Annotated in this window: 19 protein-coding genes, 1 pseudogene and 1 riboswitch; of the genes and pseudogenes, 9 read left to right on the top strand and 11 right to left on the bottom strand. The window is 73.1% G+C overall.

The window, feature by feature from the left end:
• Positions 1 to 24 precede the first annotated feature (24 nt).
• Positions 25 to 513, top strand: coding sequence for a nitroreductase/quinone reductase family protein (locus tag ACFWGN_RS02500; protein ID WP_377615545.1), 489 nt, complete (start codon positions 25 to 27; stop codon positions 511 to 513).
• Positions 514 to 621: 108 nt separating this feature from the next.
• Here the strand turns inward: ACFWGN_RS02500 and ACFWGN_RS02495 are convergent, their stop codons facing one another.
• Together ACFWGN_RS02495 and ACFWGN_RS02490 are read right to left on the bottom strand one after the other, a co-directional pair.
• Positions 622 to 2,028: a cellulase family glycosylhydrolase gene (locus ACFWGN_RS02495; protein WP_377615544.1), complete on the bottom strand. Its 1,407-nt coding sequence runs from the start codon at positions 2,026 to 2,028 to the stop codon at positions 622 to 624.
• Positions 2,029 to 2,170: 142 nt separating this feature from the next.
• The gene (locus ACFWGN_RS02490; RefSeq protein ID WP_377615543.1) at positions 2,171 to 2,824 is read right to left on the bottom strand and encodes a M23 family metallopeptidase; all 654 of its coding nucleotides are present in this window, start codon (positions 2,822 to 2,824) and stop codon (positions 2,171 to 2,173) included.
• Positions 2,825 to 2,967: 143 nt separating this feature from the next.
• Between ACFWGN_RS02490 and ACFWGN_RS02485 the strand changes: the two genes are divergently transcribed.
• Positions 2,968 to 4,167, top strand: coding sequence for an MFS transporter (locus ACFWGN_RS02485; RefSeq protein ID WP_377615542.1), 1,200 nt, complete (start codon positions 2,968 to 2,970; stop codon positions 4,165 to 4,167).
• Between the two features lie 75 nt (positions 4,168 to 4,242).
• Here ACFWGN_RS02485 and ACFWGN_RS02480 read toward each other — a convergent pair whose 3' ends face one another.
• Entirely contained in the window at positions 4,243 to 5,085 is an 843-nt protein-coding gene (locus tag ACFWGN_RS02480; RefSeq protein WP_191801929.1) for an alpha/beta fold hydrolase, read from the bottom strand.
• A 98-nt stretch (positions 5,086 to 5,183) separates the two neighbouring features.
• On the opposite strand from ACFWGN_RS02480, the gene ACFWGN_RS02475 reads away from it, so the two are divergent.
• Entirely contained in the window at positions 5,184 to 5,777 is a 594-nt protein-coding gene (locus ACFWGN_RS02475) for a TetR/AcrR family transcriptional regulator (protein ID WP_191801712.1), read from the top strand.
• A gap of 6 nt (positions 5,778 to 5,783) precedes the next feature.
• Here the strand turns inward: ACFWGN_RS02475 and ACFWGN_RS02470 are convergent, their stop codons facing one another.
• Positions 5,784 to 6,221 carry a hypothetical protein gene (locus ACFWGN_RS02470; RefSeq protein WP_377615541.1) on the bottom strand — a complete coding sequence of 146 codons (438 nt, stop codon included), beginning with the start codon at positions 6,219 to 6,221 and terminating at the stop codon, positions 5,784 to 5,786.
• Between the two features lie 126 nt (positions 6,222 to 6,347).
• Positions 6,348 to 7,235: an alpha/beta fold hydrolase gene (locus tag ACFWGN_RS02465; RefSeq protein WP_377615540.1), complete on the bottom strand. Its 888-nt coding sequence runs from the start codon at positions 7,233 to 7,235 to the stop codon at positions 6,348 to 6,350.
• 314 nt (positions 7,236 to 7,549) lie between these two features.
• On the opposite strand from ACFWGN_RS02465, the gene ACFWGN_RS02460 reads away from it, so the two are divergent.
• The gene (locus tag ACFWGN_RS02460; RefSeq protein ID WP_377615539.1) at positions 7,550 to 8,497 is read left to right on the top strand and encodes an alpha/beta hydrolase; all 948 of its coding nucleotides are present in this window, start codon (positions 7,550 to 7,552) and stop codon (positions 8,495 to 8,497) included.
• Between the two features lie 28 nt (positions 8,498 to 8,525).
• On the opposite strand, the gene ACFWGN_RS02455 is transcribed toward ACFWGN_RS02460, so the two are convergent.
• Complete coding sequence (locus tag ACFWGN_RS02455) at positions 8,526 to 8,933, bottom strand: type II toxin-antitoxin system VapC family toxin (RefSeq protein ID WP_377615538.1); 408 nt, start codon at positions 8,931 to 8,933, stop codon at positions 8,526 to 8,528.
• Positions 8,934 to 9,056: 123 nt separating this feature from the next.
• On the opposite strand from ACFWGN_RS02455, the gene ACFWGN_RS02450 reads away from it, so the two are divergent.
• Together ACFWGN_RS02450 and ACFWGN_RS02445 are read left to right on the top strand one after the other, a co-directional pair.
• Positions 9,057 to 9,500, top strand: coding sequence for an SMI1/KNR4 family protein (locus ACFWGN_RS02450; RefSeq protein ID WP_377615537.1), 444 nt, complete (start codon positions 9,057 to 9,059; stop codon positions 9,498 to 9,500).
• Positions 9,497 to 9,658 carry a hypothetical protein gene (locus tag ACFWGN_RS02445; protein WP_377615536.1) on the top strand — a complete coding sequence of 54 codons (162 nt, stop codon included), beginning with the start codon at positions 9,497 to 9,499 and terminating at the stop codon, positions 9,656 to 9,658. Before ACFWGN_RS02450 ends, ACFWGN_RS02445 begins: the two co-directional genes overlap by 4 nt.
• A gap of 55 nt (positions 9,659 to 9,713) precedes the next feature.
• Here the strand turns inward: ACFWGN_RS02445 and ACFWGN_RS02440 are convergent, their stop codons facing one another.
• Positions 9,714 to 10,505: an SMI1/KNR4 family protein gene (locus tag ACFWGN_RS02440; protein ID WP_377615535.1), complete on the bottom strand. Its 792-nt coding sequence runs from the start codon at positions 10,503 to 10,505 to the stop codon at positions 9,714 to 9,716.
• Positions 10,506 to 10,594: 89 nt separating this feature from the next.
• Between ACFWGN_RS02440 and ACFWGN_RS02435 the strand changes: the two genes are divergently transcribed.
• On the top strand, positions 10,595 to 10,888 hold the full coding sequence (locus ACFWGN_RS02435) for a DUF1905 domain-containing protein (RefSeq protein WP_377615534.1): 294 nt from the start codon (positions 10,595 to 10,597) through the stop codon (positions 10,886 to 10,888).
• Here the strand turns inward: ACFWGN_RS02435 and ACFWGN_RS02430 are convergent.
• From ACFWGN_RS02430 to ACFWGN_RS02420, 3 genes are all read right to left on the bottom strand, one after another.
• Positions 10,878 to 12,617: a SulP family inorganic anion transporter gene (locus ACFWGN_RS02430; protein WP_377615533.1), complete on the bottom strand. Its 1,740-nt coding sequence runs from the start codon at positions 12,615 to 12,617 to the stop codon at positions 10,878 to 10,880. The genes ACFWGN_RS02435 and ACFWGN_RS02430 overlap by 11 nt on opposite strands.
• Positions 12,614 to 13,000: a helix-turn-helix transcriptional regulator gene (locus tag ACFWGN_RS02425; RefSeq protein WP_191801693.1), complete on the bottom strand. Its 387-nt coding sequence runs from the start codon at positions 12,998 to 13,000 to the stop codon at positions 12,614 to 12,616. The genes ACFWGN_RS02430 and ACFWGN_RS02425 overlap by 4 nt, the downstream gene beginning before the upstream one ends.
• Before the next feature lie 75 nt (positions 13,001 to 13,075).
• The gene (locus ACFWGN_RS02420) at positions 13,076 to 13,579 is read right to left on the bottom strand and encodes a hypothetical protein (protein WP_377615532.1); all 504 of its coding nucleotides are present in this window, start codon (positions 13,577 to 13,579) and stop codon (positions 13,076 to 13,078) included.
• A 532-nt stretch (positions 13,580 to 14,111) separates the two neighbouring features.
• Here ACFWGN_RS02420 and ACFWGN_RS02415 point away from each other — a divergent pair.
• Positions 14,112 to 14,399: pseudogene (locus ACFWGN_RS02415) on the top strand (DUF4287 domain-containing protein); the annotation flags it as partial.
• A 175-nt stretch (positions 14,400 to 14,574) separates the two neighbouring features.
• Positions 14,575 to 14,770: riboswitch (cyclic di-AMP (ydaO/yuaA leader) on the top strand.
• Positions 14,771 to 15,574 carry a C40 family peptidase gene (locus ACFWGN_RS02410; RefSeq protein ID WP_377615531.1) on the top strand — a complete coding sequence of 268 codons (804 nt, stop codon included), beginning with the start codon at positions 14,771 to 14,773 and terminating at the stop codon, positions 15,572 to 15,574.
• 113 nt (positions 15,575 to 15,687) lie between these two features.
• Here ACFWGN_RS02410 and ACFWGN_RS02405 read toward each other — a convergent pair whose 3' ends face one another.
• Positions 15,688 to 17,142 (bottom strand): histidine-type phosphatase, encoded by a 1,455-nt coding sequence (locus ACFWGN_RS02405; protein ID WP_377615530.1) that lies wholly within the window; start codon positions 17,140 to 17,142, stop codon positions 15,688 to 15,690.
• Positions 17,143 to 17,202: the final 60 nt, after the last annotated feature.

Genomic DNA, 17,202 nt, shown 5'->3' with positions numbered 1-17,202 from the left:
AGCCGTCGCGGCCATCATGGGGGCATGACCTCCCTGCTGCAGGTCGTCCGGTCGGTCGTCGCCCCGCTCACGCGCACGCGCGTCTTCCGCAGGATCGCGCCGGTCGCGCTGCCGCCGGTCGAGCGGGTGCTCGCCCGTGCGTCGGGCGGGCGGCTCCAGCTCAGCGCGATCCTCGTGCCCTCGCTCGTCCTGCACACGACGGGAGCGCGGTCGGGCGAGCCGCGCAGCACCTACCTCATGTACACGCCCGACGGCCACGGCCGGGCGATCGTGGCAGGGACGTCGTTCGCGCGCGACCGGCACCCGGCCTGGACGTACAACCTCCTGGCGCACCCCGACGCCGCGATCACGGTGCGCGGCCGGGACATGAGGGTGCGGGCGTCGCTCGTCGAGGACGACGGCGAGCGAGAGGCCGTGTGGGACCTCATCCAGGCGCAGTGGCCGGGGTACCGCGCCTACGAGCGGGAGTCGGGCCGGGTGGTCCGTCTGTTCAGGCTCCAGCCCGTGGCCTGAGACTCGTCGCGTCCGGGGCGAGGCGGGAACCTGACCCGGGTGGCGCCGTCGGGCACGAGCCTGCGCGTCCCGCCGGGCGCTCCCCGCGAGGAGCGCCCGGCGGACCCGTCAGGACCCCGCGCAGGTCACGGCACTGCCCGACGGCGCGGCGCCCGTCCCGATGAACCCGAACGTCGCGGACGCGCTCGCCGCGAGCGTCCCGTTCCAGGCCGCGGGGGTCACGACGACGCCGTCGGGCGTGGCCGTGTGGACCCCGCCCCAGAGCTGGGTCACCGAGACCCCCGCGGGGAGCGGGACGCCGACCGACCAGCCGGCGATCGACACGGCCCCCGCCGTGACCGTGACCTCGCCCTGCCACCCACCGGGCCACGAGCCCACGACGCGCAGCGCCGCGGTGCAGTCCTCGGGCCCTTCGGTGGGCTGCTCGGTCGGCTCCTCCGTGGGTTCCTCGGTGGGCTCGACCGTGCCGCCGAACCACGACGCCTCGACCGCGGTGTCCCGCAGGCCGTCGGGCCCGTCGATGACGCGCGTGCCCCAGGCGCTCGGGTTCGCCGGGTCGAAGCCCAGCACCATGTCGAGGTAGGGGTCGGTGTTGCCGCTCCACGACCAGGCGAGCCACCCGAGGTCGAGGCGCTCGGCCTCGGCGAGCACGACGTCCTCGTCGACGTCCGACGAGGTCTGGCGCCAGCCGAACTCCCCGACGATCAACGGCAGCCCGGCGTCGACGAAGTGCTCGAGGTACTGCGTGACGGTCGAGGCCTGCGCGTACACGCCGTACATGTGGATCGAGAAGATCGTGTTGGCGTCGGGGTCGGACGCGAAGACCTCGTCGGCCTCGGCCCGCATGACGTTCGTCCAGTCCTGTCCCCAGTTCGGGGCGTCGACGACGATCGCGTGCTCGTACCCGATGTCTCGCAGGCGCCCGATCGCCGCGGACGTCTCGGCACCCCAGCGCGTGTTGGTCGCGGCGTCGTTGCCGAACGGCTCGTTGCCGATGTTGACCATGACGAAGTCCTCGGTCCCCGCGAGCGTGGGGTACAGGTCCTCCCAGTAGTCGACGGCCTGGTCGAGCGTGCCCGCGGCGGGCGCGTACTGGTCGCCGTAGCCCGTGGTGTCGTGGACCTCGAGGAGGCACACGAGCCGGTTCTCCTCGCAGAGGTCGACGATGTGCGCGACGTCCTCGGGGGTGTTCCGCGTCCACTGGTCGCCGCTCGAGAGCACGACGCGCACCGAGTTCGCGCCCGCGTCCTTGATGGCTTCGATCGACGAGGTCTGGCCCGTGAACCAGGTGTGCGCGTGGTTCACGCCGCGCAGCACCAGGTCGGTGCCGTCGCCCTCGACGACCCGCCCGTCGGCGACATGGATGCCCGGGGTCTCGGCGGCGTGGGCCGTGCGCGCGGCGGCTCCGACGCCCACGGCTGCGAGGGTCGCGAGCAGCGCGGCCGTCGTGAGGCCCGCGACGACGGGGGCGAGGCGCCCGGGGGCGGCGTCGGGTGGGAGGGGGGTGCGGCTCATCGGACGTCCTCGTCTCTGGCGGCGTCGCCCGCACGGTCGTGCGGACCCGGCCCATGGTGAGGAGGGCGAGGTGCCGGGGGCCAGGGGGTGAAGCGTTTAGCCGACGCTTCCTGTGCGTCCCGGCGGGCCCGCTCGGTCCGCCTCAGGTCCCGGTGAGCATCAAGGGTTCGACGACGGAGCGTTCGCCCGGCAGGCCCGTCACCCGGTCGAGGGGCTCGCCCCGGCCGCGGAGCCACTCGCGGAAGTCCCGGAACGCGACGGGGACCCCCTGGGCGACCGTGAGGTCGAGGCTGTCGGCGACCTGCACGTGCACGTGGGGCTGGGTCGAGTTCCCGGAGTTCCCGCACTCGGCGAGCGGTTGCCCCGTCATCACCTGGTCACCGACCCGTACCCGCAGCGACCCGCGTCGCAGGTGCACGAGCGACACGTACGCCCGGGCACCGGGGAGCGCGATCGTCACGTGGTTCCCCGCTACCGCGTGCACGCCCTCGCGCAGCCTCCCCGCGGCCCCGAGCGCGTAGGGCACGAGGGCCGGCTGGGACCGACGGGCCGCGTGGTCGTCCTCGCCGTCGTGCACCTGGGCCACGACACCGTCCGCAGGCGCGAGGATCGGGCGCCCGAACGCGACGAAGCGCTCGGGCGGCTCGGTCGCGACGAGCGTGCGCCAGTCACGCGCCGCGGCCGTGCGGTGCCGCTCGTCGACGCCGACGAAGTCGATCGCGTACCGCTCGCCCAGGAGGTCGACCCCGTGGCTCGGGACGCGCCGGGCGGCTGTTCTGCACGAGCCAGCGGTCACGGAACGGCAGGGCGAGCAGGACGGCCTGGGTCATGAGCGCCTCCCGTCTCCTCGGGTCCTGCTCCTCACCCTAGGTGTGACCTCGCGGCACCGTCCCTGCCTCGGGGCGCGAGGAGGGGGACGTGCCGTGCCAAGATGCCTGGGTGACCGATGCTGCGCCGACCACCGGGCCCGGCTGGCGCCCGGGGACCGTGCGCGACGCCGCCGGCGGGATCCTCGCGCTCATGCTCGCGACCTTCCTCGCCGTGACGACCGAGCTGCTCCCGGTGGGCCTGCTGCCGCTGATGAGCGACGAGCTGGACGTCACGGAGTCGACCGCCGGCCTGCTCGTGACGGTCTACGCGTTCATGGTCGCCGCGCTCGCGGTGCCCCTGACGCTCGCGACCGTGCGCCTGCCGCGCAAGGGGCTGCTGCTCGGGACGCTCGTCGCGTACACCGTGAGCAACGCCCTGGTCGCGGTGGCGCCGTCGTTCGCGGTCGTCGCGGCGGGGCGAGCCGTCGGAGGGATCGCGCACGCGCTGTTCTTCTCGGTGAGCATCGGGTACGGCGCGCGGCTCGTGCAGCCCTTGTTCACGGGACGTGCGCTCGCGCTCGTGACCGCCGGGGCGTCGGCGGGATTCGTGTTCGGCGTGCCGCTGTCGACCTCGCTGGGCGCGGCCGTGGGCTGGAGGACCGCGTTCGCGGTCCTCGCCGGGGTCTGCGCGCTCACCACGGTGCTGGTCGCGCTGCTCCTGCCGGCCGTGGCGGGCGGAGGCGGCGCGCGGGGGGACGGTCACGGGCAGGCTGCCCGACGTTCGCGCCTGGCGGTGGTCTCGACCGCGAACGCGCTCGTCTACCTGGGTCAGTTCACGGTCTACACCTACGTGTCGGTGCTGCTCCTGGCCGCAGGGCTCTCGGTCGCGGGCGTGGGACCCGTGCTGCTCGGGCTGGGCGCGTTGGGGCTGGTCGGGACCTGGTACGCGGGGGTCTCGCTCGACCGTCGGCCGCGCAGGACGGTCCTCGTGGTCCTGGTGACGTTGACGGTGGGCCTGTGCGCACTGGGCCTCGCGTTCCCCGCCCTCGCCCCGGTGCTCGTGGCCGCCGCGGTGTGGGGAGCGGGGTTCGGCGGCGTGGCGTCGATCTTCCAGACGGCCGCGATCCGGACGCACGGCGCGTCGCCCGACGTCGTGGGAGCACTCGTGAACTCGACCGCGAACATCGGGATCGGTGGGGGAGCGGCCCTCGGTGGCGCGGTGCTCGCGGGGTACGGCGCCGGGTGGCTGCCGTTCGTGGGGGCGGCGCTGGTGCTCGTGGGGCTCGTCGTCGTGGTGGTCGCGCGCAAGGCGTTCCCCGCGACCGTGTAGCCCGGCGGTCGCCCACCCCGCGCGCCGACGCGGCGCACCGGACCACGGGGCCCGGTGCGCCGCGCGGGGCGACGGCTACTTCTGGACGAACGCGAGCAGCGCCCGGTTGACGTCCTCCGCGTGGGTCCACAGCAGGCCGTGCGGTGCGCCGTCGACCTCGACGTAGTCGGCCTCGGGGAAGGCCGCGTGGAACGGACGGCCCGTCGAGTCGATGGGCAGGATGCGGTCCGCCGTGCCGTGCAGGATGAGCGCGGGCTTGCCGCTCGCCCGGACGGCCGCGACGTCGTCGCGGAAGTCCTCGATCCAGGTGGGCACGACGGCGTACGCGGCGACGGGGGCCGAGCCGGTCGCGGTGTTCCAGCTCGCGGTGACGACCTCCTGGGAGATGCGCTCGCCGAGGTTCTCGTCGAGGTTGTAGAAGTCGTTGTAGAACTGCGTGAACCAGGCAAAGCGGTCGGCACGGGCCGTCTCGGCGATCCCGTCGAACACCTCCTGCGGGACGCCAGTGGGGTTGTCGTCGCGCTGGACGAGGAAGGGCTCGAGCGAGGCGAGGAACGCGAGCTTGGCGACGCGGTCGTGGCCGTGGTTCGTGACGTAGCGGGCGAGCTCGCCCGTGCCCATGGAGAAGCCGACGAGGATCACGTCGCGCAGGTCGAGGGTCTCGAGGACGGCGTCGAGGTCGGCCGCGAACGTGTCGTAGTCGTAACCGGTACCGACCTTGCTCGACTGACCGAACCCGCGGCGGTCATAGGTGATGACGCGGTACCCGGCGTCGAGCAGGACGCGCGACTGACGCTCCCAGCTGTTCCCGTCGAGCGGGTAGCCGTGGACGAGGACGACGGCCTGCCCCGTCCCGTGGTCCTCGTAGTAGAGCTCGACGGGGGTGCTGTTCTCGTTGCCGGAGGTGATCTGGCCCATGATGCGTCCCTTCACGGTTGGAGCGTGAGAACGATCGTTCTCGCCGCTGGTCCTGACTCTAGAGAACGATCGTTCTCGGTGCAAGTAGGATGGTGGGCATGACTGCAGAGGAAGCCCGGGAGAAGATCGTCGACGCCGCCGACCGCCTCTACTACGCCAAGGGCTACGCGGCCGTCGGCATGGACGAGCTGCGCCGCGAGTCGGGCGTGTCCCTGCGGCGCCTGTACGCGACGTTCCCCTCGAAGGACGACATCGTCCTGGCCGTGCTCGCGCGCAAGCACGAGCAGTGGGAGCGGGGGATCACCGAGCGCGTCGAGGGCGAGCCGGACCCGCGCGCCCGGCTCCTCGCGATCTACGACTACCTCGCCGACTGGTTCTGCGCCGACGACTTCCGCGGGTGCGCCTTCATCAACGCGTTCGGCGAGCTCGGGACCACCCACCCTGCGGTCGCCGACGCCGTCCGCACGCACAAGGCCTCGTTCGAGCAGTTCGTCGCGCGACTGGTCGACGACGTCGGGGCCCCTCCCGCGCTCGCAGGTCAGCTCGTCATCCTCGCCGAGGGAGCGCAGACGACCGCCGCGATCTCGGGGGACCCTGCCGTGGCGGCGCGCGCTCGCGCCGCGGCGGAGACGCTCGTCGACGCCGCGCTGGGCATGCCCGCGGTGTCGGGGGACGCTGCGTCGCACAGGTAGGTCTCCTCAGTCCCGCGGCGTGCGCAGCGCCTTGAACGCGCCCGTCGACCACAGCGCCCACGCGACGAGCACGGGCTGGAAGAACAGCCGCCCGAGCCGCTTGGCGTCGGTGTCGAGCCCGAACCCGTCCTTGTGCTCGAGCCACTGACCGATGTTCCCGGGGAAGATCACGACGAAGAACGCGGCCGCGACGAGCCCCACCGCGACGCGTCGGCGCGAGAGCACGATGAGCGACGAGCCGAGCGCGATCTCGACGGCCCCCGACGCGAGGACCGTGACGTCCTCGTCGACCGGGAACCAGTCGGGGACCTGGGCCTGGAACTCGTCCCGCGAGAACGTCAGGTGCCCGATCCCGGCGAAGACCAGGCTCAGGCCGAGCGCGATGCGCCCGATGCGTCGGGCCACGGTGTCGGGCGGCGGGTCGGCGGTCAGCAGGTTCGTCATGCGGCCATGGTCCTCGCGGTCGCCGCTGCTGGCATCTGGGGGACGCGGTGCGACAGGTGCCCGACGACGGTGCTCACCCAGGCGGCGGGCCCACCTCGCGGGAGCCCGCCGCCCTCCGAGAGATCCTCAGCGCGGACCGTCGCCGTCGAGCACGGTCCGCAGGGCCGCGGCGAAGCCCGCAGGGTCGCCCGGCATCCCGTACTCGTCGCCCAGGAAGCCGCCGTGCCCGCTCGGGAACGCGACCGCCTCGGAGCCGAGGTTCTTCGCGATGGCTCGCGCCGCGCGTGCGGCCATCTGCTGACCAGACTCGTCGCCCGCCGCCAGGACCACGCGGGTCGAGGCCGAGGTGAGTGCGTCGTACGCAGGCTCGTAGTGGGTGCAGGAGATGAGGTTCTGCCCCAGCAGCGGGTCGTCGCGCTTCCCGTCGTCCTCGGCGGGGAAGCCGAACGCGGCCGGGTCCGGCGCGGGGAGCTCGGTGACGTCGTCGGGGAGCGGCCCCTCCCAGCTCGTCAGGGCGATGAACCGCGCCATGCCGGCGCCGAACCCCTGGGTCCGGTAGGTCTCCGCCACGGCCTGGACCGCGGCGAGCGCGGCGTCGCGGTCGGGCAGCGCAGGGCCCGACGGCGGCTCGTGGGCCACGAGGGTCCGTACCTGCTCGGGATGCTCGGCCACGAGGGCGAGCGCGTTGATCGCACCGCCGCTGCTCGCCATGATGTCGACGGGCCCGACGCCCAGGGCGTCGATCACGCGGTGCAGGTCGTCGGCGTGGTCCTCGGGGCGGACGGGCGACCCGGGGTCGGGCCGGACGCTGCGCGAGACCCCGCGGGGGTCGTACGTGACGACCGGGCGGTCGGTGAAGTGCGAGGCGAGCGTGCCGAACCCGTCGGCCCCCATGGGCGAGCCGATGAGCAGCAGCGCGGGAACCTCGGGGGTGGCGGCGCTCAGGTCGCCGCGGACGTCGTAGGTCACGGTCGCACCCGGCGCCTCGAGCGTGCGGGTCTCGATGTCGGTCATGGCGGAGCCTCTCGGTCGGTCGAGCTCGAGCGGCCCGGTCTGCTCGCGGCCCGTCTCGTGGTGTCGTCGGGGTAGACCCTGGGCGTTCCCGGAACTCATCGCGCGCGCCCGGACCAGTGTGTCCAGAGGAGGCGTCGTCCCGCACGCTGCCGACCTCGTCGCCGAGCCCGCTGCTGCTAGCGTGACGGACGCCCAGCCCCTGCGGCGTCGTCGAGAAGTGCGGAGCACCGGTGAACACGTCGAGCGCGGCATCGGGTACCGAGGCAGATCCGCCCGTCCCGCCCAGGTCATCTCCTGCCACGACCCTCGGGCGGTTGCTGCTCGTCGTCCTGGGGGTCGCGCTGGTCGCAGCGCCCGTCTGGGTCGTCGCGACGACCGGCGACACCGTCCGCCACCAGCACTGGTCTCTCGCTGCGGTCCTCGGAGCGAGCGTGGTCGCGGGTCTACTCGTGCTCGCCGCGGCCCTCCTGGGTGCCCGCCGACGTGATCGTGGTCCGTCGCCACGGCGACCGCGGGCTCGCCGGGTCCTGCGTGGGGTCGCAGCGGGTGTCGGGATCGCCCTCCTGGTCGTCCTGGCGGCGGCCGTCGTGTGGCTCCGACCCTTCCCCGCGACGGCGCCCGCGCTCGCAGCTCTCGAGAGCGACGGCTCGGTCGAGGTCCGCGACGAGGCGGGCTGGATCGCGTTCGTCCCGCAGGACGGTGCGGCGACGACCGGCCTGGTCTACTCGCCCGGCGCCCGGGTGGACGTGCGTGCGACCGCCGCCGTGCTCCGCCCGCTCGCCGAGGCCGGGTACCTGGTCGTGGCTCTCAAGGAACCGCTGGGCATCGCCTTCACGTCGCCGAACCAGTCGGCGTCGGCGATGGCAGCGTTCGACGAGGTCGACACCTGGGCGGTGGGCGGTCACTCCCTGGGCGGGGTCGTCGCGGCGTCGTTCGCCGCCGCGCACGACGACGAGGTCACGGGCCTGCTCCTGCACGCGTCGTACCCGTCGGGTGACATGAGCGCGGCCGACGTCGAGGTGACCTCGGTGTGGGGATCGAGCGACGGCCTGACGACGCCCGACAAGATCGAGGCGTCCCGCGCCGACCTGCCCGCCACCGCCGACTTCGTCGAGGTACCAGGGGGCGTCCACGCCTTCTTCGCGGACTACGGCGAGCAACCGGGAGACGGTCGGCCGACCACGAGCCGCGCCGACGCGCAGGCGCAGATCGTCGAGGCGAGCATCGGCGCGCTCGACCGCCAGGCGGCGCAGGGCTCCTGAGGCTCGTCCCCCGACCGACGGCCGCCGCTCATGCCTCCCCGCCGAGCAGCGCCTCGTACGGCGCGGTCTCGATCACCCCGACGACGGCACGGGCCAGGTCGGCGTCCGCGGTCACGAGCGCGATGCCCCGGAGCCGGGCGAGGGCCACGTACTCGGCGTCGTACGTCGAGGCCAGGCCCAGCTCGTCGGCGACCTTCCACGACGTGCGACGCAGCACGGCGTCCCCGAACAACCTGACCGGGAGGCGGCCGACCTGCGCCAGGCGCTCGCGCCCGACCGCGGCCGTCAGGTCGCCGTGGTGCACGGCCTCGTGCAGCGCTGACAGGGTCTGCGACCGCAGGAGCGTCGGGGCGAGCAGCCCGTGGGCGTCCGGGACCTGGGCGTCCTCCGCGACGAGTCGCAGGGCGGTGCCGGCGTCGACGACGAACCTGGTCATGGTGCACCTCGCGGGTCAGGGGCGGGACGTGTCGCCTCATCGTCACGCTCGCCGGTGACACACGCACCTGCGTGAGCGGCGCCGTCGGGCAGGGTGTCCCACCCCGCGGCTACGGTGGCCGGCATGGCGCTCCCACCCGACCTCCTGGCCCGGCTCGACGCGGCCGTCGCCCTCTACGGTGCGGGCGAGCCCGCGACGTGCGCCCGGCTCGAGGAGGCCGTGCGCGGCCTCGGGGTAGCTCTCGACCCGGGCTACGTGGAGCTCGTCGAGCGGCACGGCGGCTGCTTCGTGGGTGTCCCCGTCCACGGGCTGCGCAACGCCCCGCTGCTCGAGGACACCGACGTCGCGACCCTGACGCGCACCTTTCGCAGGGACGGCTGGGACGTCGCGGAGGAAGGCCTCGTGATCGGGTTCGACGGGTCGGGAAGCCCGCTCGTCGTCACGGACGACGGGCCGGTCGTGACGTCCGACCACGACACGGGGGAGCGGTACGTCCTCGCGGAGACCTTCGCGGACCTGCTCGACCAGAACGTTCCCGACCTCGCGTCGCCTGGGGGCGGCCGGTGATCCTCACGCAGCGCAACGTCCTGGGCGGCCCCGAGCGCGACCTCGCCGCGTTGGCCGCGACCGTGGCGTCACGGTGCGCGCCCGCCGAACCGGACGCGGTGCGCGAGGCGCTCGCGGGCGCGTTCGATCGAGCGGTGGCGGCCGCGACGAGACGCTAGGCGGCTGCGGTCAGTCGTCGGCCCGACGACGACCGACCTGTCCCGCGCGGCGCCCTCAGGCGGCGGGGCCGCCGCCGAGCAGGCCGAGCCAGCCGAGCAGGTCGGTCGTCACGACCTCGCCGTCGGCCTCGATGCGCGACCCGCCCTCACCGGGGCGCGACTCTGCGAACGTCGCGAGGTCGAGGCGGTGGAGGCTCGTCCGGTCGCGGCCGTGACGCCGCATGAACAGACCCGCCCCCTCACCGTCCTCACCGACCAGCACCCAGCGGGGTGCGAGGTGCGGCACGTCGTGCGCCGCGTTGGCCTCGGAGAAGCGGTGCGGGCCGTGGACCGTGAGGCCGTCGGGTCGCAGCACGCCCGGCGTCGAGCGCCAGAGCTCGGCGATCGTGGGGTTCGGCCCGTCGCCCAGGCCGCGCAGCAGGGCCACCTGCACGGACACGAACCCCGCGAACGTCTCGGCGACGACCTCCTCGGACCCGTCGATGCCGTCGACGCGCACGACGGGGTGCTCACCGCCGGCATCGGTGCGGTCGAGAGCGAACGAGAAGGTCTCCGCGCCGTCGGGCTCGTTCGCGAAGCACAACCTGTCGCCGGTGAAGCGCCACCCGGCGGTGAGGGCGTCGTCCGCCTCCGCGACGTGCCCCGGGTCCGCGAGGGACGCGACGTCCACATGCCCGACGCGGCTCGCGCGAGCTTCCGTGAGCCACCAGCGGTACGACGCCGGGAGCCGCCCCACCCGGGTCTCGGCCGCCCGGACCCAGCTCTTCGGGGCCCCGGTCCCCGGCCACCGCCGGATCTCCGGGGTCGACTCGACGAGGTCGCGCAGCATGGCGAGGTCGGGCGTCATGGAGGCAGAGTCTGCCAGCCCCGGTGCCCGCGGGCACCCGGCGGCCGCGCACCGGTGCGGGCTCGGCGTGCAGGGGCGATGCTGGGCGGATGGAGATCGAGGCCGTGGGCGAGGTGTGGCACTGGCGCGGACCCGCGCCGTTCCACTTCGTGTCAGTGCCCGACGCCGAGAGCACGCGCATCCGCGAGGTCGCGTCGCTCGTGACCTACGGCTGGGGCATGATCCCGGTCTCGGCGCGCATCGGGGACACGATGTGGACCACGTCCCTGTTCGCCAAGGACGGGCTGTACGTCGTCCCGCTCAAGGACCGGGTCCGCGCGGCGGAGGACGTCGAGCTGGGCGACACGGTCACGGTGCTGCTGACGCTCGACGTCAACCGCTGAGCGCTGCTCGGGACTCCCCGTCGGGGGCCGCCTCCTGGGCCCGTGCGACGTGCGAACGTGCGTGCTCGATCGCGGGCGGGAGGTCCTCGAAGAGGTGCCTCTCGTGGCGCAGCTCGTCGAGGACGCCGACGCGCGTGAGCACGGGCAGGTGGGCGGGCTGGATGCCCTTGACCAGGACCGTGACGCCCGAGCGTTCGAGGTCCGCGACGAGCTCCCCGAGCGCGTGCGCGCCCGTCGCGTCGACCAGACGCAGGTGCGAGAGCCGCAGGACGACGACGAGGGCGTCCTGGTCGTCCCGGATCTGCGCGTGGATGCGGTCGGCGGCACCGAAGAACATCGCGCCGTCGAGCCGGTAGAGCGCGATGTGCTCGTCGCCCGGACGGGCCGGGCCGGGGAGGGGCTCGCGGTGCACGGCGGCGGCCTTCGCGACCGAGCGCAGCGCGAAGAAGGCCGCGACGAGCAGCCCGATCTGCACGGCCTCGATGAGGTCGACCGCGACGGTCACGACCGCTGTCACGACGAGCACCACGGCGTCCGCGCGCGTCGAGGTCAGCACGGCCCGGAGGGTCGAGACCGAGACCATGCGCACCGCGGTGACCATGAGGACCCCGGACAGCGCGGCGAGCGGGATGGCGGAGACGGGGCCGGTCGCGAGGTAGATGACGCCCAGGATCACGACCGAGTGCACGACGGCCGCGAGCCGCGTGCGGGCCCCGGCGCGCACGTTGACCGCGGTGCGGGCGATGGCCCCGGTCGCGGGCATGCCGCCGAACGCTCCGCTCGCGATCGACGCGAGCCCCTGGCCCACGAGCTCCCGATCGGGGTCGTAGCGGTGGGTCGCGTCGTCGGGCACGGCCGCGCTCCCGGTCGCCCCGCGCCGCCCGGCCGGTTCGGGGGACGGCATGGCCGCGGCGACGCGGGCCGAGAGGAGGGACTCGATCGCGGCGAGCGCCGCGACAGCGACCGCGGGGCCGATCAGCGACCGCAGCATCCCGGCGTCGAGGTGTGGCAGGGACGGCAGCGGCAGGGAGTCGGGGAGCGCGCCGATGCGTGCGACGGGTGCGTCGACGAGCTGAGCGACGACGGTCGCGAGCACGACCGCGACGAGCGAGGCGGGCAGTGCGGGCGCGACGCGGGGGAGGACGAGCATCACGACGGCCACGAGCGCCACCGTCCCGAGCGTCCACAGGGCGGTCGGGCCGTCGCCGAACGCGACGACGGCGGAGTCGACGGCCACGCGGAGCGGGTTGCCGCCCACCGCGCCCGTGACGCCCAGGGCGGCGGGAACCTGCTGGAGGAAGATGATCGCGGCGATCCCGGCCGTGAACCCTTCGACCACGGGCCACGGGATGAAGGTCACGACCCGGCCGAGCCGCGTCACCCCGGCCAGGAGCACGACGACGCCCGCGAGGATCGCGACGAGCGGCACGGCCGCGGGGCCGTGCTGGGCGACGATGGGGGCCAGGACGACGGCCATCGCGCCCGTCGGCCCGCTGACCTGGACGCGCGAGCCGCCGAACACAGCGGCCACGATGCCCGCGACCACGGCCGTCACGAGGCCGGGGCCGGGGCCGACCCCCGCGCTCACGCCGAAGGCCAGCGCGAGGGGCAGGGCGACCACGCCGACCGTGATCCCGGCGAGCAGGTCGGAGCGCAGCGTCCTCGGCCGGAGGTCGACGTCGGATCGCGACGGCAGCAGGTCGCGTACCGAGCGACCCGCCCGGCTCACTGTCCGGTCCGTTCGCTCTCCCCGTGGAGCGGGGGCAGTTCGTCCGCAGCCGCGAGCTGGCGGCCGGACGCGTCGAGGGTCTCGCGCAGGAAGGCGCGTGCCACGACGAGCAGCTCGGCGACCAGGGGCCGGCTCAGCCGGTAGACGACGGTGTTGCCCGTGCGCGACGACTCCACCACACCTGCGCGCTTGAGGACCGCGAGGTGCTGGGACAGGACCGAGGCCTCGACACCGGTCGCGGCGAGCAGGTCGGACACGGGGGCCTCGTGGTGGGGTGCGGCGCTGAGCACCTCGAGGGCCTGGATGCGGGTGGGGTGCGCGAGCGAGCGGAAGAGCTCGGCCTTGATCGCGTAGAGCGGCGCCGTGGTGGCGGTGGTGGGCACTGGACCTCCTGGGGACTTGGTGAGTTTAGCAACTCACCAAGTCAGGGAGGTCGTGCATCGTCACCGCTGCGGCCGCTACGGGGTGGTGGCCTCGCCGAGCTGTGGGCCTGACGCGAAGTGCAGGACGGTGGCCGAGCTGCCGCCGAGCTCGACGCTTCGCCCCGTGTCGTCGTGCCAGACGACGACGGCGTGCTCCTCGGGACCGAGGACCTGGGTGTCGGTCGAGTACCCGTGGTCCTGAAGCGTCGATGCTGTGGCTTCGAGGGCTGCGGTCCATGTGTCGGGGTCCGCGACGAGAGGTTCGTCGATCACCCAGTTCGCCGACCTGTACTCCTCGAGGCGGATTCCGTCGATGACCTCGCCCGTCTCGGTGAAGTGCTCGTCGCGCTCCTCCTCCCACACGACCGGCCCCACGGCCTGGTCGATCGCCGTGCGTACCTCGCCGAGCAGCTCTTCGCCCTGCTCGGCGACGGCCTTGACGTCCTGCATCGACTCCACCGATCTCTCGGGGCCGGTGCATCCTGTCGTGAGGCAGGCCAGCAAGGACATGACGACGAGTGCTTGGTGCCTGCGTCTCATCGGACGGCCACCAGCTCGTCTCGTCCCACGGTGATCGCGGCTTGAATGAAGAGAGCGGCCCTGTCCATGTCCCAGTAGTCGCTGTGCTGCCAGCACCACGTGTCCCCTGGGCCGGAATAGCCGTGCTGGGGGCCGTCGGCAAGAGTGACGGTCCGCGGGTCGTTGTCTCGTGATCGAGGACCAGCTCCGACTCGTCTCGGATGTTCGTCGCGCGTCGGATGTCCCCGGCGATCTTCTCCACGTCGGACCCGGTGCCCGCGACGTGGACCGACGTCCGCACCGACCATCGAAGACATCGATTCCCCCTGGAGTCGTAGCAGTCGTAGGGGACAGTAGCAAAGGTCGCCCGGCGCGGTCCGGGTGTACCGCGTGGCCTGTGGACGGTCGAGCGCAGTCGAGGGCCGACGCGCAGACGGCAGGGATCGACGCGCTGCGCGGCAAGCAGGCCCCGCGTCCGGACCGATGAGTTCTGCCGGTCCGTGCGGTCTGCCCCTCGACCGCACCTGCTGGACCGAGAGAGCCGAGGATTCCCATGTCGTTTCAGGCGTACCTGGACACCATCGAGGACAAGACGGGGCTCACCCCGCGCGAGCTCCTGACGATCGCGCAGGAGAAGGGCTACGACGACCCGTCGGTCAAGGCCGGCGTGATCGTGGAGTGGCTCAAGGAGGACTACGACCTGGGTCGCGGCCATGCGATGGCGCTCGTCCACGTCATCAAGAAGGGCCCCACGATCGACAGCAAGCACGTGGGATCGACGGGTACGCACCGCGACGAGTCGGACACCTTGTGGTTGGACGGCAAGGCGACCAAGCCGGCCTGGGGCGGGGCGCCCCGAGGTGCCCGACGGCGTGCCGCGCCCTCCCGTGGAAGGTGCGGTTCGTCGTCGAAAGGGATCGATGTCCGACTCGCGGAGTTCGTTACCTCACTGTGACAATCCGTCGCTTGCCATGTACCGTCGATTCTGCTTCGCAGAGAACCTTCTCGCCGGAGCCCTCGGGTGGACGCCGAACCCTGTCACCTCCCGAGGCCACGAACTACACCCATGACAGGGGTGGGGGACCCATTCTTGTGGGCACCGGAGACGGTGTCCTTGGGGTGAAGCCGCACGGACCTCGGTCCGCACGGCCGGGTAGAGCTTCTCCGACCCGAACCCGACAGCTGACCTCTCAGGCGTCCAGGAGAACACTCGTGACCTCACGTCCTTCCGCGCGCCACCGTGCTGCGCACCGCCCCATCACCCCCTTGACGTCGCTCGGGCGCTCCGCCGCGTCGAGCGTCAGCTCGGTCGCCCGCCGCAGCGCAGTCGTCGCGGCGTCGTCCGGTCTGCTGATCTCGGTCTTCACGGCCCCGGCGAACGCAGCCCCCTCGACCGACCAGGCGAAGACGTCGGTCGGCACGGTCGACCTCGCCGCCGTCACCGCTCAGGCACGCGAAGCACTGCAGACCAGCCCCGTCGTCACGGTCGCCGCCGACGCGGCGCTCGCGATCGAGCAGGCCCCCGTCGCGGTCACCCCCGCGCCGGAGCCCGAGCCCGAGCCCGAGCCCGAGCCGACCCCCGCCCCTGCACCGCAGCGCGCCGCCGCGGCCTCGCGCACGGTCGAGCGTGCGACGCCCGCCGCGACGCAGACGGTCCAGGCCGCCGCTCCGGCGCCCGCGGCCTCCGGCTCGTCGGTCGTCGACATCGCCATGAAGTACGTGGGCGTGCCCTACGTCTACGGCGGTTCCTCGCCCAGCGGCTTCGACTGCTCGGGCCTGGTCCAGTACGTGTACGGCCAGCTCGGCGTCTCGCTCCCGCACCAGTCCGGTGCGCAGCGCAACGCGGGCACCGCCGTCTCGGCCTCCGAGGCTCGCCCCGGCGACATCATCTGGACCCCCGGTCACGTCGCGATCTACGCCGGCAACGGCATGCAGATCGAGGCCACGACCCCGGGCAGCACCGTCAAGTACAGCAAGATCTGGCAGAACAACCCGACGTTCGTCCGCGTCGGCTGATCTTCCCGCCCACGAGGCCCCGTCCACAGGACTGTGGACGGGGCCTCGTGCGTTCCCGGACCCTGGGGCCCGCCTCGACGGCGGGACGCGATCGATCCCGAAGCCCCCGGCGATCAGCCGACCGCGGGGGCGATCTCCGGCAGGCAGCGCACCAGCTCGTCCGTCGTGTAGAACGGCGACCCCTCGGCGACCGGCACGCACGGTGCGGTGAGGGTCACCTCGTGCTCGTTGTAGAGCACGCGGGTGACGGTCTGCCCGGACGCGTCGGCGAACGTGTCCCACTGGACGTTCGCGGCCATGGGGGTGACCTGTTCGCCCCGCCACGGGTTGGTGTCGTAGGTGAAGAGGTCTCCCTCTGCCTGCTTGACCTCGCTGCCCGGGAGCCGCAGGAGCGCAGCGAACGGGATGATCTCCTCGGCGTGCGCGAACCGGAAGACGGCGCCGGGGGATCCCTGTGCGGCCCCGTCCGTGAGCGTCGTCAGGAAGTCGTCCAGCAGCACGTCGGCCATGCGGTAGGTCACGTCCTCGCCCTCGAAGCCCGGGCCCTTCTCGTAGAAGTCCGCGGCGTCGTTGAGGTAGGTGAACCACTCGGCGTCCTCGGCCGTGACGAAGCGGCTCCAGTCGGTCGAGATCTCGTCGCCCATGCCCGAGGTGATGATGTAGGCGTTGTAGAGCATGTCCGCGGCGTCGACCTCGTCCTCGACCTGGGTCTCGCCCTTGCCCCGGTCGGTGAAGGCGAAGTCGCCGTTCTCGAGGCGGTCCACGAACGCGGGGGAGTACAGGCGCTCGAGCATCCGCCGCGAGACCTCCTTGGTCTCCGGGAGCTCGTCGAGCTCGTCGGCCACGACGTCGAGGCGCGGGTCGGTGTCCTCGAACTCGAGGTACGCGGCGTCGGTGTCGTGGAAGTAGAGCGTCGCCGTGTCGACCTCGACCTCACCGACCATCCCTCCTGCCGTCGGGTTCTGCGCCGTCAGACCTTCGACGAAGTTGAGCGCGCTGTCCGTGGCGCGCTCCTTGCCCGAGGACGAGACCGAGATCGAGCCCTGCTCGTCGACGATGCGGTCGAAGAGCGACGGGAGCCTCGTGACGGTGCGCGCGCCGAGGTCCTGCTGCTCGCGGATCCCGCGGGCGCTCAGGTTGCCGTAGCCCACCGTCTCGTTCGCCTCGACGAGCTCGGTGAGCGCGTCGTGCAGCTCGGTGCCCAGGGCCGTGAGGCTGTCGCTCTCCTCGGCGGCCTCCCACACCTGCAGGCTGAGGTCGTCGTACTTCTTGGACGACAGGGCGCGCGACCCGTGGCGGGCGATCGACTGCGTGAGGACCGCCTCGTAGCCGGCGGGCGGCGCAGACAGCGTGACGTCGCCGGGGACGGGGTAGGGGCTCTTGGAGCCGAGGCCGGGCAGGATCGCGTCGGGGTCGGCCGAGGTCGTGGGGGTGCTCGCAGTGCCTGCCGAGCCGTCGGAGTCGGCCGCGGCGCACCCCGAGAGGCCCAGGGTGAGGGCGATCGCCATGGCCGAGGGCACGGCGAGAGCCGCGCGAGAAAGTGCTGAGGTGCTGGTTCGTGGGGTCACGTCGACGGACGGTAGGTGGGTCCCATGAACGACCGGGGCGGCGCAGGTGAAGCGCAGGGG

This window comes from Oerskovia sp. NPDC060338, assembly GCF_042726295.1.
GTDB classification, from domain to species: Bacteria; Actinomycetota; Actinomycetes; order Actinomycetales; family Cellulomonadaceae; genus Oerskovia; species Oerskovia merdavium.
Note: the sequence above shows the minus strand (reverse complement) of the source record. Positions and strands in the feature narration are given on the sequence as shown.